At 68.2% G+C, this 21,524-nt stretch carries 25 protein-coding genes; 7 read left to right on the forward strand and 18 right to left on the reverse strand.

Features of this window, described 5'->3' with window-relative positions; all coding sequences use genetic code 11:
• Position 1: 1 nt before the first annotated feature.
• Positions 2 to 520: a DUF1697 domain-containing protein gene (locus G6N16_RS18895; protein ID WP_083031712.1), complete on the forward strand. Its 519-nt coding sequence runs from the start codon at positions 2 to 4 to the stop codon at positions 518 to 520.
• An 11-nt stretch (positions 521 to 531) separates the two neighbouring features.
• Positions 532 to 1,353: a class I SAM-dependent methyltransferase gene (locus G6N16_RS18900; RefSeq protein WP_083031713.1), complete on the forward strand. Its 822-nt coding sequence runs from the start codon at positions 532 to 534 to the stop codon at positions 1,351 to 1,353.
• Positions 1,354 to 1,366: 13 nt separating this feature from the next.
• Here G6N16_RS18900 and G6N16_RS18905 read toward each other — a convergent pair whose 3' ends face one another.
• Positions 1,367 to 2,080 (reverse strand): NAD-dependent deacylase, encoded by a 714-nt coding sequence (locus G6N16_RS18905; RefSeq protein WP_083031715.1) that lies wholly within the window; start codon positions 2,078 to 2,080, stop codon positions 1,367 to 1,369.
• Between the two features lie 38 nt (positions 2,081 to 2,118).
• Here G6N16_RS18905 and G6N16_RS18910 point away from each other — a divergent pair, with 38 nt between their 5' ends.
• Positions 2,119 to 2,484 (forward strand): Rv1152 family transcriptional regulator, encoded by a 366-nt coding sequence (locus G6N16_RS18910; RefSeq protein WP_083031716.1) that lies wholly within the window; start codon positions 2,119 to 2,121, stop codon positions 2,482 to 2,484.
• Positions 2,485 to 2,491: 7 nt separating this feature from the next.
• Here the strand turns inward: G6N16_RS18910 and G6N16_RS18915 are convergent, their stop codons facing one another.
• From G6N16_RS18915 to G6N16_RS18925, 3 genes are all read right to left on the reverse strand, one after another.
• Positions 2,492 to 3,142 (reverse strand): class I SAM-dependent methyltransferase, encoded by a 651-nt coding sequence (locus tag G6N16_RS18915; protein ID WP_110810888.1) that lies wholly within the window; start codon positions 3,140 to 3,142, stop codon positions 2,492 to 2,494.
• A gap of 63 nt (positions 3,143 to 3,205) precedes the next feature.
• Complete coding sequence (locus G6N16_RS18920; RefSeq protein WP_083031719.1) at positions 3,206 to 3,898, reverse strand: TetR/AcrR family transcriptional regulator; 693 nt, start codon at positions 3,896 to 3,898, stop codon at positions 3,206 to 3,208.
• Positions 3,895 to 6,243, reverse strand: a complete 2,349-nt coding sequence (locus G6N16_RS18925; RefSeq protein ID WP_083031721.1) for an MMPL family transporter — start codon at positions 6,241 to 6,243, stop codon at positions 3,895 to 3,897. Before G6N16_RS18925 ends, G6N16_RS18920 begins: the two co-directional genes overlap by 4 nt.
• Before the next feature lie 178 nt (positions 6,244 to 6,421).
• Here G6N16_RS18925 and G6N16_RS21995 point away from each other — a divergent pair, with 178 nt between their 5' ends.
• Positions 6,422 to 6,547, forward strand: a complete 126-nt coding sequence (locus G6N16_RS21995; RefSeq protein WP_264026427.1) for a hypothetical protein — start codon at positions 6,422 to 6,424, stop codon at positions 6,545 to 6,547.
• Positions 6,548 to 6,695: 148 nt separating this feature from the next.
• On the opposite strand, the gene G6N16_RS18930 is transcribed toward G6N16_RS21995, so the two are convergent.
• Positions 6,696 to 7,673, reverse strand: a complete 978-nt coding sequence (locus G6N16_RS18930) for an NAD(P)H-dependent flavin oxidoreductase (RefSeq protein ID WP_083031722.1) — start codon at positions 7,671 to 7,673, stop codon at positions 6,696 to 6,698.
• A gap of 86 nt (positions 7,674 to 7,759) precedes the next feature.
• Positions 7,760 to 8,854, reverse strand: coding sequence for a CaiB/BaiF CoA transferase family protein (locus tag G6N16_RS18935; protein WP_083031772.1), 1,095 nt, complete (start codon positions 8,852 to 8,854; stop codon positions 7,760 to 7,762).
• 115 nt (positions 8,855 to 8,969) lie between these two features.
• Between G6N16_RS18935 and G6N16_RS18940 the strand changes: the two genes are divergently transcribed.
• Positions 8,970 to 9,782 (forward strand): enoyl-CoA hydratase, encoded by an 813-nt coding sequence (locus tag G6N16_RS18940; RefSeq protein ID WP_083031724.1) that lies wholly within the window; start codon positions 8,970 to 8,972, stop codon positions 9,780 to 9,782.
• 97 nt (positions 9,783 to 9,879) lie between these two features.
• Here G6N16_RS18940 and G6N16_RS18945 read toward each other — a convergent pair whose 3' ends face one another.
• Positions 9,880 to 10,410 carry a gamma carbonic anhydrase family protein gene (locus G6N16_RS18945; protein ID WP_083031725.1) on the reverse strand — a complete coding sequence of 177 codons (531 nt, stop codon included), beginning with the start codon at positions 10,408 to 10,410 and terminating at the stop codon, positions 9,880 to 9,882.
• 319 nt (positions 10,411 to 10,729) lie between these two features.
• Here G6N16_RS18945 and G6N16_RS18950 point away from each other — a divergent pair, with 319 nt between their 5' ends.
• On the forward strand, positions 10,730 to 11,503 hold the full coding sequence (locus tag G6N16_RS18950; RefSeq protein ID WP_083031727.1) for a fasciclin domain-containing protein: 774 nt from the start codon (positions 10,730 to 10,732) through the stop codon (positions 11,501 to 11,503).
• A gap of 76 nt (positions 11,504 to 11,579) precedes the next feature.
• Here G6N16_RS18950 and G6N16_RS18955 read toward each other — a convergent pair whose 3' ends face one another.
• Genes G6N16_RS18955 through G6N16_RS18980 form a run of 6 tightly spaced genes read right to left on the reverse strand, consistent with a single transcriptional unit; the run spans position 11,580 to position 17,481 of the window.
• Positions 11,580 to 12,377: a crotonase/enoyl-CoA hydratase family protein gene (locus G6N16_RS18955; RefSeq protein ID WP_083031728.1), complete on the reverse strand. Its 798-nt coding sequence runs from the start codon at positions 12,375 to 12,377 to the stop codon at positions 11,580 to 11,582.
• Between the two features lie 31 nt (positions 12,378 to 12,408).
• Positions 12,409 to 14,160 (reverse strand): DUF3556 domain-containing protein, encoded by a 1,752-nt coding sequence (locus G6N16_RS18960; protein WP_083031730.1) that lies wholly within the window; start codon positions 14,158 to 14,160, stop codon positions 12,409 to 12,411.
• Positions 14,161 to 14,195: 35 nt separating this feature from the next.
• Positions 14,196 to 14,723, reverse strand: coding sequence for a DoxX family protein (locus tag G6N16_RS18965; RefSeq protein ID WP_083031731.1), 528 nt, complete (start codon positions 14,721 to 14,723; stop codon positions 14,196 to 14,198).
• A 22-nt stretch (positions 14,724 to 14,745) separates the two neighbouring features.
• The gene (locus G6N16_RS18970) at positions 14,746 to 15,954 is read right to left on the reverse strand and encodes a WS/DGAT/MGAT family O-acyltransferase (RefSeq protein ID WP_179961276.1); all 1,209 of its coding nucleotides are present in this window, start codon (positions 15,952 to 15,954) and stop codon (positions 14,746 to 14,748) included.
• 46 nt (positions 15,955 to 16,000) lie between these two features.
• Positions 16,001 to 16,678 (reverse strand): hypothetical protein, encoded by a 678-nt coding sequence (locus tag G6N16_RS18975; RefSeq protein WP_133052956.1) that lies wholly within the window; start codon positions 16,676 to 16,678, stop codon positions 16,001 to 16,003.
• A gap of 59 nt (positions 16,679 to 16,737) precedes the next feature.
• Positions 16,738 to 17,481 (reverse strand): Rv1363c family protein, encoded by a 744-nt coding sequence (locus G6N16_RS18980; RefSeq protein WP_083031736.1) that lies wholly within the window; start codon positions 17,479 to 17,481, stop codon positions 16,738 to 16,740.
• 170 nt (positions 17,482 to 17,651) lie between these two features.
• On the opposite strand from G6N16_RS18980, the gene G6N16_RS18985 reads away from it, so the two are divergent.
• Positions 17,652 to 18,521, forward strand: a complete 870-nt coding sequence (locus tag G6N16_RS18985; protein WP_234805897.1) for an alpha/beta fold hydrolase — start codon at positions 17,652 to 17,654, stop codon at positions 18,519 to 18,521.
• 16 nt (positions 18,522 to 18,537) lie between these two features.
• Here G6N16_RS18985 and G6N16_RS18990 read toward each other — a convergent pair whose 3' ends face one another.
• From G6N16_RS18990 to G6N16_RS19010, 5 genes are all read right to left on the reverse strand, one after another.
• A complete protein-coding gene (locus G6N16_RS18990; RefSeq protein ID WP_083031737.1) occupies positions 18,538 to 19,089 on the reverse strand; it encodes a VOC family protein in 552 nt (183 codons plus the stop codon).
• 69 nt (positions 19,090 to 19,158) lie between these two features.
• The gene (locus tag G6N16_RS18995) at positions 19,159 to 19,836 is read right to left on the reverse strand and encodes an aminoglycoside 3'-phosphotransferase (protein WP_234805898.1); all 678 of its coding nucleotides are present in this window, start codon (positions 19,834 to 19,836) and stop codon (positions 19,159 to 19,161) included.
• Positions 19,837 to 19,936: 100 nt separating this feature from the next.
• Positions 19,937 to 20,344 (reverse strand): styrene oxide isomerase, encoded by a 408-nt coding sequence (locus G6N16_RS19000; protein WP_083031740.1) that lies wholly within the window; start codon positions 20,342 to 20,344, stop codon positions 19,937 to 19,939.
• A gap of 68 nt (positions 20,345 to 20,412) precedes the next feature.
• The gene (locus tag G6N16_RS19005; protein WP_083031741.1) at positions 20,413 to 21,057 is read right to left on the reverse strand and encodes a class I SAM-dependent methyltransferase; all 645 of its coding nucleotides are present in this window, start codon (positions 21,055 to 21,057) and stop codon (positions 20,413 to 20,415) included.
• Positions 21,057 to 21,479, reverse strand: a complete 423-nt coding sequence (locus G6N16_RS19010) for a VOC family protein (protein WP_133052957.1) — start codon at positions 21,477 to 21,479, stop codon at positions 21,057 to 21,059. Before G6N16_RS19010 ends, G6N16_RS19005 begins: the two co-directional genes overlap by 1 nt.
• Between the last annotated feature and the right edge of the window lie 45 nt (positions 21,480 to 21,524).

A 21,524-nucleotide genomic window follows, 5' to 3' on the forward strand; every position in this document is an offset into this window, starting at 1 on the left:
GATGACCAGATACGTGGCCTTCCTGCGCGGCGTCAACGTCGGCGGGGTCAACCTCAAAATGGCCGATGTGGCCGGAGTTTTCACCGATGCCGGGTTCACCGGCGTCGCCACCGTGCTGGCGAGTGGGAATGTGCTGCTGGAATCCGGGACCGACGCTGCGGACGTACGCGCGACGGCCGAGCGGTCGCTGCGAGAGGCCTTCGGCTACGACGCCTGGGTGCTGGTCTACGACGTCGACACACTCGCCGCGATATCGGCGGCCTTCCCGTTCCCCCGCGAGGTCGAGGGCTCCCACTCCTATGTCACCTTCGTCGCCGACCCCGCCGTGCTCGACGAACTCGCCGCGCTGACCGCGGGCCCCGAAGAACAGATCGCGCCCGGCGACGGGGTGCTGTACTGGCAGGTGCCCCGGGGATCCACGCTGGACTCGCCGATCGGCAAGACGATGGGCAAGCGCGCCTACAAGTCCTCGACCACCACCCGCAATCTGCGGACGCTGGCCAAAGTGCTCGCCCGGTAGTCTCGGTGGGGATGACCGAGAAGACCACCGCCGATTTGACCGGCGTTTCCGAAACCGCCCTGCTGACGCTGCACTCCCGGGCCCGCGAGGCCGGCCGGCCCGACGCCATCATCGAGGATCCGATGGCCGTGCAGCTGCTGGAGAGCATCGACTACGACTTCTCCCGGTTCGGCCGCACCCGCCAGGATTTCGCCATCCGGGCGCTGACCTTCGACCGGGAGACTCTGACCTACCTGGCCCGCCACCCCAAGGCGACGGTGGTGGCCCTCGCCGAGGGGCTGCAGACCAGTTTCTGGCGCGTCGAGACGGCCGTCACCGATCCGCAGTTCCGTTGGCTGACCGTCGATCTGGAACCGATCGTCGAATTGCGCCGACGGCTGCTGCCGGCATCGGACCGGGTCGAGCTGTGTGCCCAGTCGGCCCTGGACTACCGCTGGATGGACGGCCTGGACCCGGGCCCGGGAGTGTTCATCACCGCCGAGGGTCTGTTGATGTATCTGGAGCCCGACGCCGCGCTGGACCTGATCCGGGAGTGCGCCAGCCGTTTTCCCGGCGGCGCCATGATGTTCGACCTGCCGCCGTCGTGGTTCACCGCGTTGGCCCGGAGCGGCTGGCTGAAAACCTCGTGGCGTTACACCGTTCCGGCGATGCCGTTTTCGATGTCACCGTCAGAAGCCGCGACCCTGGTGGACATCCCCGGGGTACGGACGGTCCGCGACGTCCGGCACGCACCCGGGCGCGGATCGGTGACCAATGCACTGCTGGCCGCGACGCGGCTGTCCCCGCTGCTGGATCCGCTGCGCGGGGTGACCGTGCTGCTGGAATTCGGCTGACAACCGCGACCGATCAGCCCAGCATCCCGATCAGCCGCGGCAGCAGGGTGGGCAGCGCGTCGCCGGCGCTTTCCCGCACCACCGCGGTGACCTGGCCCGACAGTGGTGTTTCCTCGGGGTTCACCTCGATCACCGGTATCCCCCGCCGCAGCGCCAGCTCGGGCAGGCCGGCGGCCGGGTAGACGATCCCCGACGTGCCGACCACGATCATCACGTCCGCGTCCTGCACTGCCTGCACCGAGGCGTCCCACGGGCCCTCGGGCAGGTTCTCGCCGAACCAGACGATGTCGGGGCGGATCAGTCCACCGCAGCCGCAGGCCGGTGGGGCGGCCTCCAGCTCGGGCTCGGGCATGTCGGGGATGTCGCCGTCGTAGCGTGAATCGCAGCGGTCGCAGCGGAATTCGAACAGGCTGCCGTGCAGGTGCTGGACGTTGCCGCTGCCGGCGCGTTCGTGCAGGTCGTCGACGTTCTGGGTGATGACGGTGACCTCGGCGATGTCCTGCCAGTCCGCGACCGCGCGGTGCCCGTCGTTGGGCTCGACCTCGAGCACCAGGTGATGGCGCCACAGGTACCAAGCCCAGACGCGTTCGGGGTGCCGGCGCCAGCCGTCGGTACTCGACAGTTCGTAGGGGTCGAATCGGGCCCAGAAGCCGTTGCGGTCGTCGCGGAACGTGGGGACGCCACTTTCGGCCGAGATCCCCGCTCCGGACAACACCGCGATATGCACGCTCCAAAAATAGCCCTCACCGGTGTGATACTCGTCGGGTGGAGTCGGTGGAGTGGTTGCAGGTCGACGCGTCGTCGACCGTGCCGATCTTCGAGCAGCTGCGGACCCAGGTCGTCGCCGCGGTCCGCGACGGCCGGCTCGCCCCGGGCACCCGGTTGCCGACGGTGCGTGACCTGGCCGGGCGCCTGGATCTGGCGGTCAACACGGTGGCCCGGACCTATCGGGAGCTGGAGTCGGCCGGGGTGGTGGAGACCCGGGGCCGCAAGGGCAGTTTCGTCGCCCGTCCGGATGCCGCCGATGCGACGATGGCCGCCGCCGCGCAGGCGTTCGTCGCCGCGACCCGCTCGGTCGGTCTGGGGCGCGATGACGCGGTGGCGTATCTGGACGCGGCGTTCGCCGACTGAGTCTGCGCTACGCCGGGCGGACGGCGCGGCCGATGGCGAATTCGGACACCGGCAGCGGTGCCCAGCGGGGCAGGGTCCACAGCCGGCGACGGCTCTGCACCTCGAATCCGGCGGCCTCGATGACCGATTCGGTGTCGCGGTGGGTGTGGCAGTTGCCGAACAGCCGCGGCCACACGGTGGCGTCGGCCGCCCGCTGCACCCGCCCGAGCGCCCCGGCGCTGGCCACGTGTTCCAGGTAGCGCAATTCACCGCCGGGCTTGAGGTGGGAGAGCGCTTGGCTCACAACGAGATCCGGATCGTTGACGGTGCACAGCACCAGCGAGCAGACCACCGCGTCGAACGGTTCCTCGCCGGCCGGGTCGTTGGCCAGTGCCTCGCCGGTCTTCTCGGTGACGCTCACCGGGACCGGAGCCGCCGCCGCGGCCCGCTGGCCGTGCTCGAACAGATGCTCTTCGGGCTCGATGGCCACCACCTGCTCGACGGTGTCGGGGTAGTAGGCGAAGTTGTTGCCCGCACCGGCGCCGATCTCCAGCACCCGCCCGGTCAGCCCGTCCAGGTTCTCCCGGCGCAGCCGGGTGATCAGCTCCGTCTCGTGCGAGGACATGGCGACCCACAGCCGGGCGAACATCGGGTGGTGAACCGTCTGGGTCGTGCTCATCTGCATGCTCCTGGTTTAGGTGCCGGACCGCCGCGGGTCACTGCGGCCCGTCGGCGTCCTTCATCATGCCTTGCGCATCATGCCTCGTGCACCGGCCACCCAGTCCAGGAACTGCTCGCCGGTGGCGTCGCGGCCGACGACGTCGAGGACGATCCGGCCCGCGCACACCGACCTGAGCACCCGGTCGGCGAACTCCTCGACTCCGCCGAACGGCAGGTACGGCTTGGACACCATCAGCGCGGCGACGCCGTGGGCGGCCGCCCACAGTTCCAGGGTGACCACCGTCGGGTCGTCGGCGGCGTAGATACCCACGTCCATGAGCGTCTGTACCGAGTCGCGCAGGTGGATGAACGCCGAGCTGGCCAGCGCGGCGTCGGTGTCGCTGCCCGGCCGGACCTCGCTCATCGTCGCGATCCGGTACAGCTCCGGGTTCTCCGCGGCGAAGCGCACGTAGGCCAGGCCCTGGGCCCGCAGCGCATCCAGCGGGCCCGCGGCCCCGGCGCCGGCGGCCTGCATCCGCTCGTCGAGGGATTCGAAGTAGCGGGCGCACACCGCGTCTAGCAGCGCGTCCTTGTCGGCGAAGTGCAGGTAGATCGACGGCGGGGTCACCCCGACGTGCTGGGCGACCGCCCGGATGGACATCGCCTTGGCGTGACCGCTTTTCAGTAGCAGCCCGGTGGCGGCGTCGAGGATCTCCTCGCGCAGCTGCTCGCCGGACCCGCGGGCGTTGCGCCGGCGACGGGCCGGCCCGGTCACGACGGCGCCTGGGCCGTCGCCGGATCCGCATCCTGCACCTTGGCGCGGGCCTTCTTGTCACCGGCCTTGTTGCGGGCCTTCTTGTCGGTGGCGGGCTCGTCGGGGGCCGGCTCGTCCCCGGATTCACTGATGCCGAACCGGCGGTGCAGCGCGGCCAGCGGCGTGGGCGCCCACCAGTTCCACCGGCCCATCACCTTCATGAACGCCGGCACCAACACCACCCGCACCACGGTGGCGTCGACCAGCACGGCCAGCGTCAGCCCGACGCCGAACATCCGCATGAACGACACCTGCGCGGCCATCAGCGCGGCGAACGAAATCGACATCACCAGCGCGGCGGCGGTGATCACCCGGCCGGTGCGCGCCAGGCCGAGCGCCACCGACTCGTCGTTGTCCGCGCTGGTCTTGCCGCTGGCCAGCCAGAACTCCCGGATCCTCGCGATGAGGAACACCTCGTAGTCCATGGACAGCCCGAAGGCGATGCAGAACAGCAGCACCGGCATGTTGGCCACCAGGGTGCCGGTCGCCGTCGTACCCAGCGCACCGAGATGTCCCTCCTGGAAGATCCACACCAGCGCGCCGAACGCCGCCGACAGCGACAGCACGTTGAGCACCAGTGCCTTCAGCGGCAGCACCACCGAGCCGGTGAGCAGGAACAGCAGCACGAAGGTAATGACCGCGATGACGCCGAGCACCAGCGGCAGCCGGGAGGTGATGGCGTGCACGCTGTCGGAGTTGATCTGGCTGAGCCCGGTCAGCTGGATCGGTCGGTCATCGGGGGTGGGCAGGGCGCGCAGCGCGTCGAGCTGATGGTAGGACGCCTCGGAGTACAACGGTGCGGTGCTCGCGACGGTGAGGAACGCCTTGCCGGCGGCGAATCCGGTGGACGTCGTCGGCGCCGAGGTGCGCAGGCCGTGCACGAAGGTGCCGGTCGGCGCGGTGACGGCGGTGACGTCGGCGACCTTCGAGGAGATCTGCGAGGCGTAGGTCTCCAGGCTCCCCTCGTTGAGGCCCTCGGCGTCGGGGAACACGATGGTCACCGCCGACGGCGAGTACGACGGGAACTCGTCGCGCAGCTGGTCGCCGACCTGATGTGCGCTGGCCGAGGTGGGCAACACCCGGTCGTCGGGGAAACCCCACTTGACGCCGAGGAACGGGGCGCCGAGGAACAGCAGCAGGACGACGGCGGCGGCGCCGATCGGGATGGCCCGGCGCATGACGAACTTGGTGGAGCGGTAGAAGAACACCTGCTCGACGGGTTTGACCGCCGGCTGCGGGCGCCCGGTCAGCCGGCGCAGCATCCGGCGGATGTCCAGGGCGTCCAGGCGCGGTCCGAGCAGCACGATGGCCGCCGGGGTGACGATGATGGCGGCCAGCGCCGCGAACACCACGACGGCGACCCCGGCGTAGGCGAACGAGCGCAAAAAGTACATCGGGAACAGGGCCATCGCCGACATCGACAGGGCGACTGTCACCGCGGAGAACAGCACCGTGCGCCCGGCGGTGGCCATGGTGCGCACCAGCGCCCGCTCGGGCGGCTCGCCGGCGTTGATCTCGTCGCGGTAGCGGCTGATGATCAGCAACGTGTAGTCGATGGCCAGCGCCAGGCCCATCGCGGTGGTGAGGTTCAGCGCGAAGATCGACACGTCGGTGGTGTAGGTGATCAGCCGCAGCACCGACAGGGACCCGACGATGGCCAGGCCGCCGACGGCCATCGGCAGCGCGGCGGCGAGCAGCCCGCCGAACACCCAGACCAGCACCAGGAAGCTCAGCGGTACGGCGATGCTCTCCATCAGCAGCAGGTCGCGTTCGGTCTGGGAGTTGATCTCGGCGTAGATCATCGCCGAGCCGCCGGGCTTGGCGGTGACGTCGGGATGCTTCGGCAGCACCTCGGTGTCGATCCGTTCGGCGAGCTGGCGGGCGTATTTCTGGGCGTTGTTCTCGCCGCCGTCGAGGCTGGCGACGATCAGCGCGGTGTTGCCGTCGTCGCCGATCATGGTGGTGGCGACGGGTCCCGCCGAGGTCCACGGCGTCAGGACGCTCAGCGAGCGGCCGGATTCCTTGATCGCGGTGACGATGTCGGTGCCGGCGGCGCGCACGGCCGGGCCGTCGTACCCGCCGGGGCCGGTGATGGTGTAGAGCAGCTGCATGTCGCTCTGCCCGAAGTTCTTGGTCATGATCTCGCTGGCGGCGGCCGACTGCGAGGTGGGGTCCTGGAACCCGCCGGCCGAGAGGCTCTTGGCGGCGGGGAAGCCGAACACGGCGGCGCCGATGAAGATCAGTAGCGCGGCGGCGAGCACGGCTTTCGGGGCCCGCAGGGCGAGGTGCGCGATGCGATGGAGCACGTCGTGCCTTCCGGTCGGCGGCGGTTGCGATGGGCAAAGTTAACATCGGTAAGTTATCGACGTCAACAGATGCGTGCGGCAGAAAAGGGGCCGCTTCCCTACCGCAGGGTAATAATTGCCAATGTTTTCCGAATCGTGACTCACTGATTCCTTAGAGCCGGGCCATACGCTCAACTTCATGTGGATCGACGACACCAACGCAGACGTCATCAAGGTCGATTTCGAGGCCCTCTACCACGGCGATTTTCTCGTCGAGGGTGACACCTCCGAGCAACTCGAAGACACCCAGCCCATCGCCAGCTGAGCGGTCGGCTCACCCGCTGCACGCCGTGACGCGTGTGCGGTGAGCCGATGCCAGCCGGGCCTGCCCGTTTAGCGCGCCACGCGGTGCTCTGAGCAAAGGTGCCTGCCCTGCCGTTTCCCGGCAGGGCAGGCATTTTGCGTTGCCGGGTCTAGCGGGTGACCAGACCGGCCAGCTGGTTGGTGATGATGTCCTCGGCCTCGGCGACCATCCGCGCGATGAGGTCACCGCAGGTGGGGATGTCGTGGATCAGGCCCTGGGCGGTGCCGACGGTCCAGATACCGGCATCCAGGTCACCCTCGTCGAACACCCGGCGGCCGCGCACACCGGCCACCAGGTCGCGGACGTCCTCGAACTGGCCGCCGTCGTCGAGGATCTTGACGACCTCGCGCGAGACCGTGTTGGACGCGACGCGGGCGGTGTTGCGCAGCGGCCGGAAGATCAGCTCGGTGCCGCGCTCGTCGCCGGCGACGATCGCCTCCTTGACGTTCTGGTGGATGCAGGACTCCACGGTGCACATGAACCGGGTGCCCATGTTGATGCCGTCGGCGCCCAGCGCCAGCGCGGCGACCAGCCCGCGGGCATCGGCGAAGCCGCCCGAGGCGATCATCGGGATCTCGATCTGCTTGGCGGCGGCCGGGATCAGCACCAGGCCGGGGATGTCGTCCTCACCGGGATGCCCGGCGCACTCGAACCCGTCGATGCTGATGCCGTCCACCCCGAGGGACTGCGCCTTGACGGCGTGCCGCACGGCGGTGCACTTGTGCAGCACCTTGATGCCGTTGTCGTGGAACATCGGCAGGTGCGGCGCCGGGTTGGAGCCGGCGGTCTCGACGATCTTGACCCCGGAGTCGACGATGACCTGCCGGTACTCCTCGTACGGCGGCGGGTTGATCGACGGCAGGATGGTCAGGTTCACCCCGAACGGCTTGTCGGTGAGATCCCGGGTCTTGGCGATCTCGTTGGCCAGATCGGCCGGCGTCGGCTGGGTCAGCGCGGTGATGAAGCCGAGCCCGCCGCCGTTGGCGACGGCCGCCACCAGCTCCGCGCGGCCGACCCACTGCATACCGCCCTGGGCGATCGGGTGCTCGATGCCGAACACCTCGGTGAATTTCGTTCTGATTCCCACTGCTTCCCTTTCTGAGATGGCCCGGTCCGATGCGATGCGGTGCCGGCCTGAAGCTTCTGGCCGCGAAACTCTTCCGTTGCGCGGAGTCAGTCCCGCGCGGTCCACTCCGCGAGCACGGCCTCGACGTCCTGCCCCGGAATCCGCGGCGGCGTCGGAGTGTCGGTGACACTGCGGGAGAACCGCGGTGCCGGCGACGGCTGCAGGCCGTTGACCACCGAGTCGTAGAAGGTGCCGCGCTCGGCGATGTGCGGCTCGTCGAGCACCTCCCCGAACGCCAGTACCGGTGTCACGCAGGCATCGGAGGTGGCGAACACCTTCGCCCAGTGGCCACGATCATGGCGGGCGAAGGTCTCGGTGAACACCTCGCGCAACCGCGGCCAGCCGCTGACGTCGTTCTGATCGGGCAATGTCGCCGGATCCAGCTCCAGCTTGGCCAGCAGTTCGGCGTAGAACTGCGGTTCGATCGCACCGACGGCCATGTAGCGCCCGTCGGCGCACTCGTAGGTGTCGTAGTAGGGCGCGCCGGTGTCGAGCATGTTGGTCCCGCGCTCGTCCGACCACAGTCCGTTGGCGCGGAACGCCCACATCATCTGAATCAGCACGCTGGACCCGTCGACCATGGCGGCGTCGATCACCTGGCCCTTGCCGGATGCCTGCCGCTCGTACAGTGCGGCGAGGATGCCTACCAGTAGGAACATCGAGCCTCCGCCGAAGTCACCGGCGATGTTCAGCGGAGGGACCGGCTTTTCGCCCTTGCGCCCGACGGCGTGCAGCAGGCCGTTGAGCGAGATGTAGTTGATGTCGTGGCCGGCCTGCTGGGACCGCGGCCCCTGCTGACCCCAGCCCGTCATCCGGGCGTAGATCAGCCTCGGGTTGACCGCCGCGCAGTCGTCGGGTCCCAGCCCGAGCCGCTCGGTGACACCGGGCCGGAAGCCCTCGATGAGCACGTCGGCATTGGCGACCAGCCGCAGCACCAACTCGCGACCCTCGTCGGACTTCAGATCCGCGGTGACCGACCGGCGGTTGCGCAGGATGGCATCCCCGGAGGGGGTGGTGCTCTTAGACGGCCGATCCACCCGAACGACGTCGGCACCTAAATCACCGAGGATCAGTGCGGCGTGCGGACCAGGACCGATACCGGCCAATTCCACAACCCGCAAACCGTGCAACGGTCCCGCCACGATGGCCACCTTTCGTCTTTTTGCTGACCATACAGGTGAGATTTTTTCCCCCTTTTACCAACCCACCGGTGGGTCGGTTTTTGGCGACAGATAGAGAGTTCTATCGTGTAGCACTATGGCGCAATCCAAAACCGGGCTCGACGCCCTCACTCCCGTAGACGGACTTCAGGTGAAGCTGACCGGAGGCGTCCTGTCGGTGACGCTGGACCGCCCCGACAGTCTCAACTCGCTGACCCCGGAGGTGCTCGCCGGGGTCGCCGACGCATTCGAGGCCGCCGCCGCCGATCCTCGGGTCCGGGTGGTACGCCTGGGCGGGAACGGTCGCGGCTTCTGCTCGGGCGCCGGGATCGGCAAGGAGGAGACCGGCGACGGGCACAACCCGATGGACACCCTGCTGCACGGCAACCGCGCCATCCAGGCCATCGTCGCCATGCCGCGTCCGGTGGTGGCCGTCGTGCACGGGCCGACCGCGGGCATCGGGGTGTCGCTGGCCCTAGCCTGCGACCTGGTGCTGGCCTCCACCGAGGCGTACTTCCTGCTGGCCTTCACCAAGATCGGCCTGATGCCCGACGGCGGCGCCACCGCGCTGGTCGCCGCCGCGATCGGGCGCGCCCGGGCGATGAAGATGGCGCTGCTGGCCGAGCGACTGCCGGCCGCCGACGCCTGCGAGCACGGGTTGATCGCCGCGGTGTACCCGCCGGAGGAGCTCGCCGAGGAGGCCACCAAGGTCATCGACCGGCTGCTGACCGGGCCCGCGGTGGCCTACGCGCGGACCAAGTCGGCGATCAACGCGGCCACCCTCGGGGACCTGGATGCCACCCTGCACCGCGAGACCGCCGGCCAATACCTGCTGCTGGACGCCCCCGACCTGGACGAAGGCATCAAGGCCTTCCAGGAACGCCGCGCCCCCAAGTTCACCGACTCCTGAGCGCTCGTCGCCATCCCATCGTCGAACGTGAGGCTTGGCCAACCCCGGCGGGAAGTAGCCCCCACGGTCGACGAGGAGGGCGGGACGCTCGCCGAGGTCAGGTGACGGGTTCGGCGGCGCGGTGCATCTCGGCGAGGTGCTGGTAGACCTGCCCGTTGGTGCGGTTGGCGGTGATCTCGGATTCGGACAGTTCCCGACGGATACGCCCCGGCACGCCGGCGACCAGCGAGTTTGGCGGTACGACCATCCCCTGCGGGACCAGTGCGCCGGCCGCCACCAACGAGCCGTCGCCGATCACCGCTCCGTTGAGGACGACCGCGCCCATGCCGATCAGCACGCCGTCGCCGACGGTGCAGCCGTGCAGCACCGCGTTGTGCCCGACGCTGACCCCGGCCCCCACCGTTGCGGGGTATTCGGGGTCCACGTGAATGGTCACCCCGTCCTGGATGTTGGTGCCGTAGCCGATCCGGATCGGTTCGGCCTCGGCCCGCAGCGTGGCGCCGTACCAGACACTGGCCCCCTCGGCGAGCGCGACGTCGCCGATGATCGCGGCGTTGGGCGCGACCCAGGACTCCGGATGCAACTGTGGGGCTCGGCCGCCGACGGCCAGGATGAGGGGTTCGGGCATGCGGGCAATGGTAGAGCCCGGCCCTCCGCAGCCGTCTCAGCCGGGTGGTTCGGCGAGGCTCGGCGGAGTGGACGGGAGCGAAGCGAGTGGCCGCGGAGCCGAGGGGAAGCCGGGGCCACCGGCATTTAGCTGCTCGTTTTGGGCTCCGCCGCAGGCTGCGGCTACCCTTTGAAGTGCTTCGATGCGCTCCCGAGCAGCCGCATCGGTGGGAATCGGCGTGAGCCGGTCAACAAAATTCAGTGAGCGTACGCCGTAACACTCCATGGGCGTCGTTCCGACGTACCTAGAAGGTACGTACCAATAAGGAGACAGTACGAGTATGTGGAATACCTCCCGTAAGACCCTCGGCGCGTTCGCCGCCGTCGCCGCGCTGGCCGTGGCCATCCCGACCGCCGGCATCGCCTACGCCGACGATCCGACCACCACGGTCAAGCCCCCGCGCGACCCCGAGGGCCCCGGCTGCGACGCCTACAAGGCCGCCCACCCGTCGGGCTCGGCGTCGTTCCCGTCGATGGCGACCGTTCCGGCTTCGCAGGCCATCGCCAACAACCCCGACCTGTCGACCTTCAGCTCCGCGCTGTCGGGCTCGATGAACCCCGAGGTCAACGTGGCCGCCGTGCTGGACAACGGCCCGTACGTGGTGTTCGCGCCCACCAATGAGGCGTTCGAGAAGCTGGACCCGGCCAAGCTGGCGTCGCTGAAGACCAACGCCGCCGAGCTGACCTCGCTGGTCTACTACCACATGGCGCTGGGTCTGCTGACCCCGAAGTCGGTGGCCGGCAAGATGACCTCGCAGGAGGGCCCGCAGCTCACCATTACCGGTTCCGGTGGGAACATCACCGTCGATGACGCCAAGGTCGTCTGCGGCGGCATCACCGCGGCCAATGCGCAGATCTACATGATCGACACCGTGCTGGATCCGGCCGCCTCGCAGGGTGCCATCGCGGCCGCCGAGACCACCACGACCACCACCAGCTCGGAGGCGACGCCGACGAGCACCTCCGAAAGCACTCCGACCAGCGCCTCGGAAGCCACCCCGAGCAGCGGTTCGGAGGCCACTCCGAGCAGCGAGCGGGAACAGCCGCACAACTGACGCAATCACCACGGGCCGGCACCCTCTTTCGAGGGGCCGGCCCGTTGTGATTTTCCAGCGTGGCTTTCGGCTCCGGTCAGCGGGCCTTCCACACCGGCGGGCGTTTCTGCGCGAACGCGATCGGCCCCTCCATGGCGTCCTCGGTGCGCAACAGGGCGAACATCTCCCGGTTGGAGCGCTCCCAGCGTGCGGCCTCGCCGGCGATCTCGCCGTCGTCGACGCTCATCGCGACCCGCTTGCTGGCCTGCACGGCCAGCGGGGCGTTCACGGTGATCCGCTCGGCCAGGGCCAGGGCGGCGTCGAGCACGGTGCCGTCGGGCACCACCTGGTTGATCAGGCCCCAGCGCAGGGCGTCGGCCGAGGTCAGCGACTCACCGGTGAGGATCAGCTCCATGGCGACCTTGCGGGGCAGGTGGTCCATGATGCGGAACACCCCGCCGGCGGCCGCCAGCAGTCCGCGCTTGACCTCGGGCAGCCCGAACTGGGCGCGCTCCTCGGCGATGACCAGGTCGCTGGCCAGGGCGAGCTCCGAACCGCCACCGAGTGCGGTGCCGTTGACCGCGGCGATGGTGGGCTTGTCGATGAAGTGGCTGACGTAGCCGCCAAAGCCCCACTCCGGGTGCGTCGGGTGAAAGAGGTTCTCACCCTTGGATATCGCCTTCAGGTCCGCACCCGCGCAGAACGACTTGTCGCCGGCCCCGGTCAGTACGACGGCCCACACGTCGGGATCGTCCTGGGCGGCCTGCAGCGCGTCGCCGACGGCCGTGCTGACCGCCCCGTTGACGGCATTGCGGGCGTCGGGCCGGTTGATCGTGATGACCATGACGTTGCCGCGCCGGTCGACCAGTGCGCCGGGTTCTGGGGTGTCGCTCATGCAGCCTCCTGCTGTTGTCGGTCGGGCCAGCCTACGACGCCGTCCACCTCGGGTCCGGATGCACCGGCACCGCGTCGTCCCAGGGTTGGCGGTTCACCGCGTCGGCGACGCTGATGTAGCCACTCTCGAACTCACCTGTGGCGGCGTCGACGAGCCGATAGCGTTGCGCCTGAACGTGAATGGGCTGGGCATCCAGCAGTACCACCCGGACCTCGCCGGGTTCGAAATGACAGCGCTGGTGCAGGGCGGCGATGAGTTGTTCGTTGTGCATGTGGCCGTCGCCGAAATTCCAGCCGATCGCCGTCGAGCACAGTCGTTCCCCGTCGGTCATCACGTACTCGTCCTCCGCGTCGGTGCCCGACGGGCCGCGCTTGGCACGGTGGGCCAGGGTGTACATCATCCGGCCGTGGGTGTTGAAGCAGCGGAACGCGTAGCCGAGGTACTGCAGCACCTGCGCGGTTTCCGGGCTGCCGTAGAACTTCTCCAACTGTGCGGCGGGCATCGCGGCGATCGCGACGATGTGCTCGGTGATCTTCGCCGACGCCGACGGTTTGAGGCACCACAGCGAGGTGTCCCAGTTCCCAGCGTAGTAGCGCATGCCGGGCAGAAAGGAAACCTTGCGCGGGAACATGTTTCCCACCGCGACGACGGTGATCAGCACCGCGGTCAGCAGCAACGGCCCGACGGTGGTCAAGTCGCCAAGACCGATGCCGGAATGGCCGACGAACAATTCCAGCACGCAAAAGATCATGAAGACGTTCCACTCCAGCGGTACGCCCATTGGGATCGCGGTCAGGATGCCCAGGTGGAAGCAGATCATCACGAACGCGGCGATGGCTGTCGGCCAGCCACCGTGGCTGAACAGCAGCGCGAGAGGAATGAGCAGTTCCACCGCGGTGGAGAAGTGTGCGACGAACCGGGACAGCCGGCCGGGCCGCAGGTCGTCGGGAAAATGCTCGAAGAACCGGCGCTTGAGCGCCCGGGGCCGCACGACCGGGCTGTTGGACATCATGGTGGAGATGACGAACGGGAAGTGCCGGTTGAACTTCGAGACCGCCGCGCCCATCCAGATCATGATGCAGATCAGCTTGGCCGCGATCAGCATGTCTACGCCGTAGCCGGCGAACAGAAAGGCGACGGTGAAGGATCCGTACACCTCGCCGCGGGCCGCCAGGAAGATCACCTTGTCGCGCAGGCCGGCCAGTGTCAGGACGATCAGGATCGCCCACACCAGCAGCATCGGCAGCACTCCGATGTCCGTCGACAGGCCGGGCACCGATCCGGTGCCGTCGGAGAACATGGCCACCCCGAGCAGGATGAGCAGCGCGCCGTAGAGCGCGATGTCGACCGGGCCACGGTTGTCCCCGGCGGTCAGCGGGACCCGGCCCGGCCACGGTGGCAGGCGAATGGTGTTGGGGCGCAGCCAGTACAGGATCGAGCCCATCGGCGGCAGGTAGCGGTGGTTGAGCGGACCGAAGCCGCAGCCAAGCCCGATGACCTCGAACGCCATCGTGTACAGCACGACCTTCTGGAAGACGATCGGCTCGGTCCACCACTGCCCCACCGCGGTGATGCCGTCGATACCCGAGGTGGACAGCACCACCAGCACGGCGCCGAGGATGTAGAGCGCGATCTTGCCGACATAGAACAGGTGCATCAGCACCGGGGTGCCGAAGCCGACCTCCGCCCAGTGCCGGGCCATCGGGCGGATCTTCTCCGCCCAGCTGCCTTGGCTCCATTCGTCGACGTCGACGACGGGAAGTTCGGGCTTGCGGAATCCCATACCCTCAGACTAGAACGTGTTCTAGTCGCAGTGGGCTATTTGGCCGGCGGGCGGTAGAAGATCGCCAGCTGGCCGATACCGCCGAGCAGGCCCAGACCCAGCCCGATCGCCAGGCCGCACCAGCCGTACAGCAGGTAGGAGAGGTCGCAGGTGTCCTTGAACAGCAGGTAGTCGAGGCTGAACCGGCCCGCGCCGGTGGCCGCGATCGCGACGGCCCCGGTGGCCAAGACTAGGTTGTACTCCCAGCCCTCCTTCACGATGAAGAAGCCGTTGCGGCGGTGCACGGTCCAGGCGGCGACCAGCATCAGCGCGACGAACCCGGCCGCGGGGACGGGGGTGAGCAGCCCGGCGGCCAGGCCCAGTCCGGCGGCGATCTCGGTCGTGGCGGCCAGCCGGGCGTGCAGGACACCCGGCTTCATGCCGATGCTCTCGAACCAGGCGGCGGTGCCGGCGATCCGCCCTCCGCCGAAGAACTTGTTGTAACCGTGGGCGGCCATGGTCAGGCCGAGCACGACACGCAGCAGGAGCAGACCGAAATCGAGCGCATAGTTAGTGGCAACCATGTAACAGAATCTAGGCCATGTGTCACGCCGACGGGAGGGCGAGGGCCAATCTGGACAGATAGTCGTCCAGATCGATCGACGACGCGGCGTGCACGCTGAGCGCGACGGTGTCCCCGAGCCCGTGCACCCCGTGGGTGAGGCCCATCATCGGCGACAGCGCCGGATACCCCGCGGTGAACAGCACCGGGCACCCGCCCAGGCGTAGATCGGCGGGGCCGCGGTTGATGCTGGAGACGACGGTGTGGCCGGTGACCGTCGGCGCACGGGCCGCCGGATCGAATCGGTCGGTACCCCAGCGCAGCAGTGCCGGCGGCACCGCGGCCAGCGCCCGGTCCTCGGCGAGGGCGGCCGGGTGATCGGCGCGACGGCGGGCGGCGGCCAGTTCCGCGGCGATCCGCTGCTCCCGTTCCTGCCGCGGCAGATCCGGATGCAGTCCGACGCCGACGTTACGGAAGTGGTTGCGAGCGTTTGTGTTTCCCGATTTGCGCAGCGGCACCTCGGCGGCGAGTCCGGACGCGTCGGCGCCGCGGTCGGCCAGATAGCCGGCCAGCGCCGTCGAGATCGCCGACAGCGCGGCGACGGTGACGGTGCTCTCCCCCGCCAGGGCCGCGCGATCGGCGATCAGCGTGCGAATGCGGTGCGGCCCGGGCGGGCAGGCGTTGGTGGGCAGCGGTGGCCGCGGCGGCGGCGCCGGGCTCAGGTCACCGGCGGCGATCGCGGCGCTCAGGTCGCGGTGGACCCGGCCGGCGGCGATGCTGCGCAGCAGCAGGCTGCCGCGCCGGGTGCACCGGATCGGGCCGGGCTGGTGCGGGCGGCCGAACAGCCAGCCGGCAAGCTCGGCCGCCCGGGTCCCGTCGGCCAGGGCGTGCGCGATCTGCACGACGGCGACCGTCGCCGGTCCCGACACTCTCGGGACCCCGGAAACCGGTGCGAAAAGGTTCACCCGCCAGGCTGATTCACGGGGTTGGAGCTGGTCGACGGCGAGCGCCGCCACCGCATCCAGGCAGCCCGGCCAGTCGAGGGGGGCGTCGTGGCGGCGGAACCGACCGTCGCGCACAGGCGCCGGGGCCCAGCGCGGGTAGCGCCACCGGTTGTCGTCGACGATGCGCAACTTCAGATCCGGGCAGCTTTCCGCGCGTCCGGCGAGCTCCCGGATGAGGACATCGAAATCGGCGGGTACGCCGTCGAAGGCGTACAGCAGGAACTGGTCGCTGGGCATCTTCGACGCCATCCAGTAGGTCTGCGCGTCGACCGCGGCGAGCGGCTCGACGGTCACCTCAGACCCGGCGCATGTCCGAGATGAGCCACCGGCCGCCCACCAGGTCCAGGGTCACCTCGAACCGGGAGGAGACCAGGGTTTCCGGCCCGTCCCCGACGGCATACATCTGGTTGACGAACAGCAGCGTGGTCACCCGGTTCGGGCTCGCCGAGATCACCGATGAGGCAAGCGCTCTCGCCTCGGCGGAGATCTTCTGCTTCTGGGTCTCCGGGATGATCTTGTCGTTGATCTCCTTGGAGTAGATGGTGCGGAAATCGCCGGTGAGCAGGTCCTGCGCGGAGGCCAGCTGCTCGGCGACGGCGAACGGTTGATAGCTCAGCAGTTTGGCGATCGAATCATTGGCGGTGTCAACGGCTTCCACGCGGGCGGTTTCGGTCGCCCGATACTTGGCGTTCTCGTACTTGAGGTATCCGGCGCCACCCGCCAGGGCGATGATCACGGCCGGCAGAACGCCGAGCACCACGATCCGGGCACGACGAGACGGTGGGCCGTCCTGGTGCGACGGGTCCTCGGGCGCCTCTTCGTCGGCGGGGTCGGGGTCGTCGTCTTGCGCCGCGTCATCGATATCGATTTCCGACTCATCGGATTCGTCGTCCGCTTCGACTGTTTCATCGACATCGGGGGATTCGTCCGACTCAAGGGTTTCGGATTCCACTTCGATGATTTCGGGTTCCACCTCCGCACCCGTTTCGGGCGACGGGGCGGACTCGGGCCGGTTCTTCCAGCGGCGGCCGATCATTGGACGAACTCCACTCGCGAGGCCTTCACGTCACCGGGGGCGACCTCACGCAGCATCACCCGCATCCGCCACGGATCGGTCTTCTCTTGCGGCAGAGTCTGATTGGTCCACACGACGTTGACCGCGACCAGCACCTGCGCGCGGGTGTCGTCGATCGATTCCACCCCCGCAGAGATCACCTTGCCCGAGGCGATGCCCTGATTCGCCCGAGCCACCTCCGGAAAGGTCCCGGTGCGCTTGGACAGATCGTTGTAGAGGTTGTCGGTGGCGTGATCGAGGATGCGCTGCAGATCGGCCTCGGCGGAATCGAACCGGACCGAGGTGAGGTCGACCGCGACCTGCTCCCCCACGGCCAGGAAACGATCGCGCTGCTGCTGGGCCACATGCTCCTGATACCGCACGTAGCCGAGGTAACCGGCCACACCGCCGAGCGCCAGGGCGATCAGCAGGAAGGTGATGGCGGTTTTGGCCAGCGCCGATCTCGGCCGTCGCGCCGCCTTCTGCCGTTTGTCGTCCGGTTCCTCCCCGCCGGAATCCGCCGCCCCGTCGTCGTCATCGTTGTCGTGGCCCACAACGAGTGCAGCGGCTTCGGGTTCGTCGTCGGACTCTGCGGCTTCCAGGACGGCCGCATCGTCGTCGTCGGCCGTCAGTGCAGACGCGTCCGGCTCGTCGTCGGACTCTGCGGCCTCCAGTACCGCCGCGTCGGACTCTTCATCCGCGTCGAGCTCGTCGTCGGCCATATCTTCTCCTCGGCGGACCAGGTCGGCTCGCGCAAGCCGCCACGTCCGGGTCTGGTGGCACAAATTACGTCGCCAACCTACCGGCTACCGCTGAGGACGGTACCGCAGTCGCGCGTCGAAGCCGCCGCGGTAACGTCGTTCCCTAGCAGTTCGTCGAGAGGAGTCCGCACGTGGCGGCAGACGGCACCCCCACGGACAACGCCGCGGGCCCAGCGCCCGAGCAGGTGCAGTTCCGCGGCGTCGACAACATCACCCTGGTCGGCGACTCCTGGCCCGGTGACGGCCCCGCCGTCCTCATGCTGCACGGCGGCGGCCAGAACCGTCATTCCTGGAAGAAGACCGGGCAGGTTCTGGCCGATCGGGGTTTCCACGTGGTTGCCGTGGACACCCGCGGGCACGGCGACAGCGACCGCGCACCGGGCGCCGACTACTCCATCGGGTCGCTGACCGGCGACGTCTTCAACATCCTCGACGCGATCGGTCGGCCGGTGACCCTGATCGGGGCGTCGATGGGCGGGCTGACCGGCATCATGGTCGCCGCCGAGGCCGGGCCGACCAAGGTGAACAAGCTGGTGCTGGTCGACGTGGTGCCGCGGGTCGAGGAATCCGGCACCCGGCGCATTCGCGAATTCATGGCCGGCCACGTCGACGGGTTCGCGTCCCTGGAGGACGCCGCCGCGGCGATCTCCCGCTATCTGCCCCATCGCACCAAGCCGCGCAGTCACGAGGGTTTGAAGAAGAACCTGCGATTGCGCGGGGATCGCTGGCATTGGCATTGGGATCCCGCGTTCATCACCGTGCCGAAGGAGAACCCGTTCGGCCGGGTCGAGCGGATGGAGCAGGCCGCGGCCGGGCTGCAGATCCCGATCATGCTGATCCGCGGCCGACTCTCCGACGTGGTGAGCGCCGAGGGGGTCCGCGACTTCCTGGCGAAGGTCCCGCAGACGGAATTCGTCGAACTGTCCGCCGCCGGGCACACCGCCGCCGGTGACGACAACGACGCTTTCAGTGAGGTCGTCGTGGAGTTCGTCAGCCGCTGACGCGGTGGGCGAGCGTTCAGCGCCGAGGCAGTTTCCGCTTCGCCTGCATGGTGACCCCGAGGACGGTGTCCGCCAGATCCGATCGGGCACGGGAGAATCCGCGCATCGCGCGGTAGAACGCCAACAGCTGACGCGGCGACGGGATCTTCGGGACCCAGGCCAGTTCCCAGTGAATGCCGTTGATCGGATCGTCGAAGAACACCGCGTAGTACCCGGGAACGTACTGCGGGTAGTCCTTGGGCACGTCGGTCACCGGGATCCCCTGCGGCAGCAGGAAATCCCGATAGAAGCGGTCCACTTCCCTGCGGCTGCAAGCCCACAACGCAATGTGGTTGATGCCGACGGCCTGATCGCTGTGGGTGAGCTTCTCCCCGGTGCGAGCCGGCTGAATTCCGATGTAGCTGTGCGGGTTCACGTACCGCGTCATGTAGTAGATCGACTGGTACTCCATGTTCATCGACGAGAAGCTGCTGTAGCCGAGCCAGCCCAGCATCGCGTCGTAGAACGCAATCGACTCGTCGTAGTCCAGCACCGCGAACTCGACATGACTAACCCCGCGCCACCGCATCAGCCAATCCCCTCGGCATCACTACTATGGACAGTAGTAGCAAGTTTCTCGTTGTGAAAGGGAAAGCGGTCATTCCGCGTCCCACAGTTCACGGTAGAACCGGATGCGATCGATGTCGGGCTGCACGCCGTAGACCTCGAAGAACAGGTCGTCGTAGCTCCTGCCGAAGTTCACGTCCCAGCTGATGCTGTAAGTCGCGATTGCCAAGTCTGACCAGCGGTCCGCCACCCCGAGCCTGGCCAGGTCGACATGCGCGGCGAACGCGCCGTCGTGATCCAGCAGGGTGTTCGGCACGCAGGGATCTCCGTGGCACACGACCAACTGCCCCTGTCCCCCAGGTTTCACAGGTCCGCACCAGGACCCGCCGTAGGGGCAGCCGGCCACCGGAAGCGCGTCGTGCAGGCGTCGCAGACCAGTGGCGATGGCCCGCACCGCGGCCTCCGGATTCGCCCGCCACCTATCGGCGAAGGCCGGCGTCGCATCGATGGCCTCGGTGATCAACCAGGCCCCCTGGCTATCCGAACCACAGTCGAGGACACCCGGCACCGGCACGAATCGGCCGGCCCAACGGAGCTTCTCCGCCTCCGCGATCAGGTCCACATCCGCACGCCTGGCCGGATCGAGGCCGATATCGGGTTGCCACTTGATGTATCTCATTCGACATTCGTCGGTCAGACGAAAGGTTGTTCCGCCCAGCTCGTTTCGCCAAACAAGCTCGACGGTCCCCGTCCCGGCGAGTTCAGCCACCTTGTCCGGGACACCCGAGCAGTCCCCGCTGGAGCTCACGAATGACAGCGTAGCTGCGCAACGCCGGCGGACTTGCTATGCGCGGTCGGCACCCGAGGCGTCACCGCAACACACCAACGATCAGGATGACCGTCGCTGCGATGATCGCGGGCGCCAGCGAGGCAAGCAGAAAATCGACGACGCCCTCCTTCGCCGGCGACGCGGTGTGCTCGCCCGCGGCTGCCGGCGCGAACCTCCGGCCGGCACCCCAGATCGCCGCCAACTGCGTTGCCAGCCAGTTGGCGTAGGTGCCATAGGTCAGCAGCGCCACGGTAACGATCTGCCAGACGTGCCCGAGATGGACATACGGCCACAGCAGACCGATGACGATGAGAAGGGGGCCGTTGGTGATGCCCTGCAGGTGACTGGCCACACCCATCCGCGGGTTCTTCACCGCCGGATTCAACAGCCCGGTCAGCAGACCGAGCAGAAAGAGAACGAGACCCAGTACGAACAGGAGAACCTGCACAGTCGGACTATACGACCGCGAATGGCGCCCCGGCGTCGGATCTACGTACGTACTCGGTAGTCGCCCCTTCAGCCCGGCAACTCGCACACAAGGAGATGGAAGGCGCCGTCGCCAGCGCCGACGCGCCTGTCGTCGACCTGGCCAAAACCCGCCTCGCGGATGACCTGCACGATTTCGTCGATGGGGCGCAACCGGAATCCATGTCGGGTAAAAGGCATTTTGGCCATCTGATGCGGATCACCGACCCCGAGCACCAGCCGGCCACCCGGTCGCAGCACCCTGGCCAGCTCACGCAGAGCCGCGGCGAGGTCCGCGACGAAATAGATCGTGTTCGTCGAGATGATTGCGTCCAGCGCGGAGTCGTCGAGAGGCAGGCTCTCCATCCGACCGGAATTGAGCTGCAAACGCCCGCTCAAAATCGGATCGGAGAACCGGCGCTTCGCTTGTGCGAGCATCGTTTCCGACATCTCGATGCCGTGGACCATCGTGCCGTCGCAATCCAGTAGGAGCTCGAGTCCGACGCCTCCCCCGAACCCGATGTCGGCGACCCGGACTCCTGGTACACAACCCGCGGCGGCGACCGCCGCGACGACAATCGAGCGATTCCCACGATTGAGCAGCCGTGAGACAACTCGGCCTGCAAACCCGGTGGGTTTACCGAGCTGGCGAGCCAGCGCGGTGAGGGCCCGTTCGACAAGGGGCATGGCGATCATCAGACCAACCCCCGCTGTTCGTTCACGGTGGCGAGCGCGGCCTTCAGCCCGACACGGTGCCCGTCGGGGTCGCACACGATCGCGAAACGCTGACCCCATGGCATATCCGCGGGGGTCTTGAGCACCACCACACCGTCGACCCGAAGTCCGTCGACCACCGCGTCCAGTTGCGCCGGGCTGTCCAGTTCAAAATCCATCTGCGGCCCACCCGGCGACGGTTGCGGTTCGGATTCGTCCCACCACGACGCGAACCCCGTCGAATGCAACACCACGGAGATACCCGTATCGACCGAAACCCAGGCCTCCGCCGGCCCCGCGCCATGACGGTTCCTCGGGATGAACGCGACCCCGAGCCGTTCGTAGAACTCGCGGCTGCGCGCAAGATTCGCCACGATGAGGTTGACCTGCACGACGGCGACCATCTTCACAGCCTCCGGCTACCGCGTCGTCACGTCAACAACGCGCTG

Origin of the sequence: Mycolicibacterium insubricum, assembly GCF_010731615.1 — a bacterium.
Lineage (GTDB): Bacteria > Actinomycetota > Actinomycetes > Mycobacteriales > Mycobacteriaceae > Mycobacterium > Mycobacterium insubricum.

Bases quoted from the DNA above. Each gene is read 5' to 3' on its own strand.
- G6N16_RS18940 (WP_083031724.1), top strand. From the start codon at position 8,970: ATGGCGCAATCCAAAACCGGGCTCGACGCCCTCACTCCCGTAGACGGA.
- G6N16_RS18990 (WP_083031737.1), bottom strand. From the start codon at position 19,089: ATGCGGTGGCGCGGGGTTAGTCATGTCGAGTTCGCGGTGCTGGACTAC.
- G6N16_RS18960 (WP_083031730.1), bottom strand. From the start codon at position 14,160: ATGGGATTCCGCAAGCCCGAACTTCCCGTCGTCGACGTCGACGAATGG.
- G6N16_RS18980 (WP_083031736.1), bottom strand. From the start codon at position 17,481: ATGGCCGACGACGAGCTCGACGCGGATGAAGAGTCCGACGCGGCGGTA.
- G6N16_RS18945 (WP_083031725.1), bottom strand. From the start codon at position 10,410: ATGCCCGAACCCCTCATCCTGGCCGTCGGCGGCCGAGCCCCACAGTTG.
- G6N16_RS18950 (WP_083031727.1), top strand. From the start codon at position 10,730: ATGTGGAATACCTCCCGTAAGACCCTCGGCGCGTTCGCCGCCGTCGCC.
- G6N16_RS18915 (WP_110810888.1), bottom strand. From the start codon at position 3,142: ATGAGCACGACCCAGACGGTTCACCACCCGATGTTCGCCCGGCTGTGG.
- G6N16_RS18955 (WP_083031728.1), bottom strand. From the start codon at position 12,377: ATGAGCGACACCCCAGAACCCGGCGCACTGGTCGACCGGCGCGGCAAC.
- G6N16_RS19005 (WP_083031741.1), bottom strand. From the start codon at position 21,057: ATGATCGCCATGCCCCTTGTCGAACGGGCCCTCACCGCGCTGGCTCGC.
- G6N16_RS18895 (WP_083031712.1), top strand. From the start codon at position 2: ATGACCAGATACGTGGCCTTCCTGCGCGGCGTCAACGTCGGCGGGGTC.
- G6N16_RS18965 (WP_083031731.1), bottom strand. From the start codon at position 14,723: ATGGTTGCCACTAACTATGCGCTCGATTTCGGTCTGCTCCTGCTGCGT.
- G6N16_RS18970 (WP_179961276.1), bottom strand. From the start codon at position 15,954: ATGGCGTCGAAGATGCCCAGCGACCAGTTCCTGCTGTACGCCTTCGAC.
- G6N16_RS19010 (WP_133052957.1), bottom strand. From the start codon at position 21,479: ATGGTCGCCGTCGTGCAGGTCAACCTCATCGTGGCGAATCTTGCGCGC.
- G6N16_RS18900 (WP_083031713.1), top strand. From the start codon at position 532: ATGACCGAGAAGACCACCGCCGATTTGACCGGCGTTTCCGAAACCGCC.
- G6N16_RS21995 (WP_264026427.1), top strand. From the start codon at position 6,422: ATGTGGATCGACGACACCAACGCAGACGTCATCAAGGTCGATTTCGAG.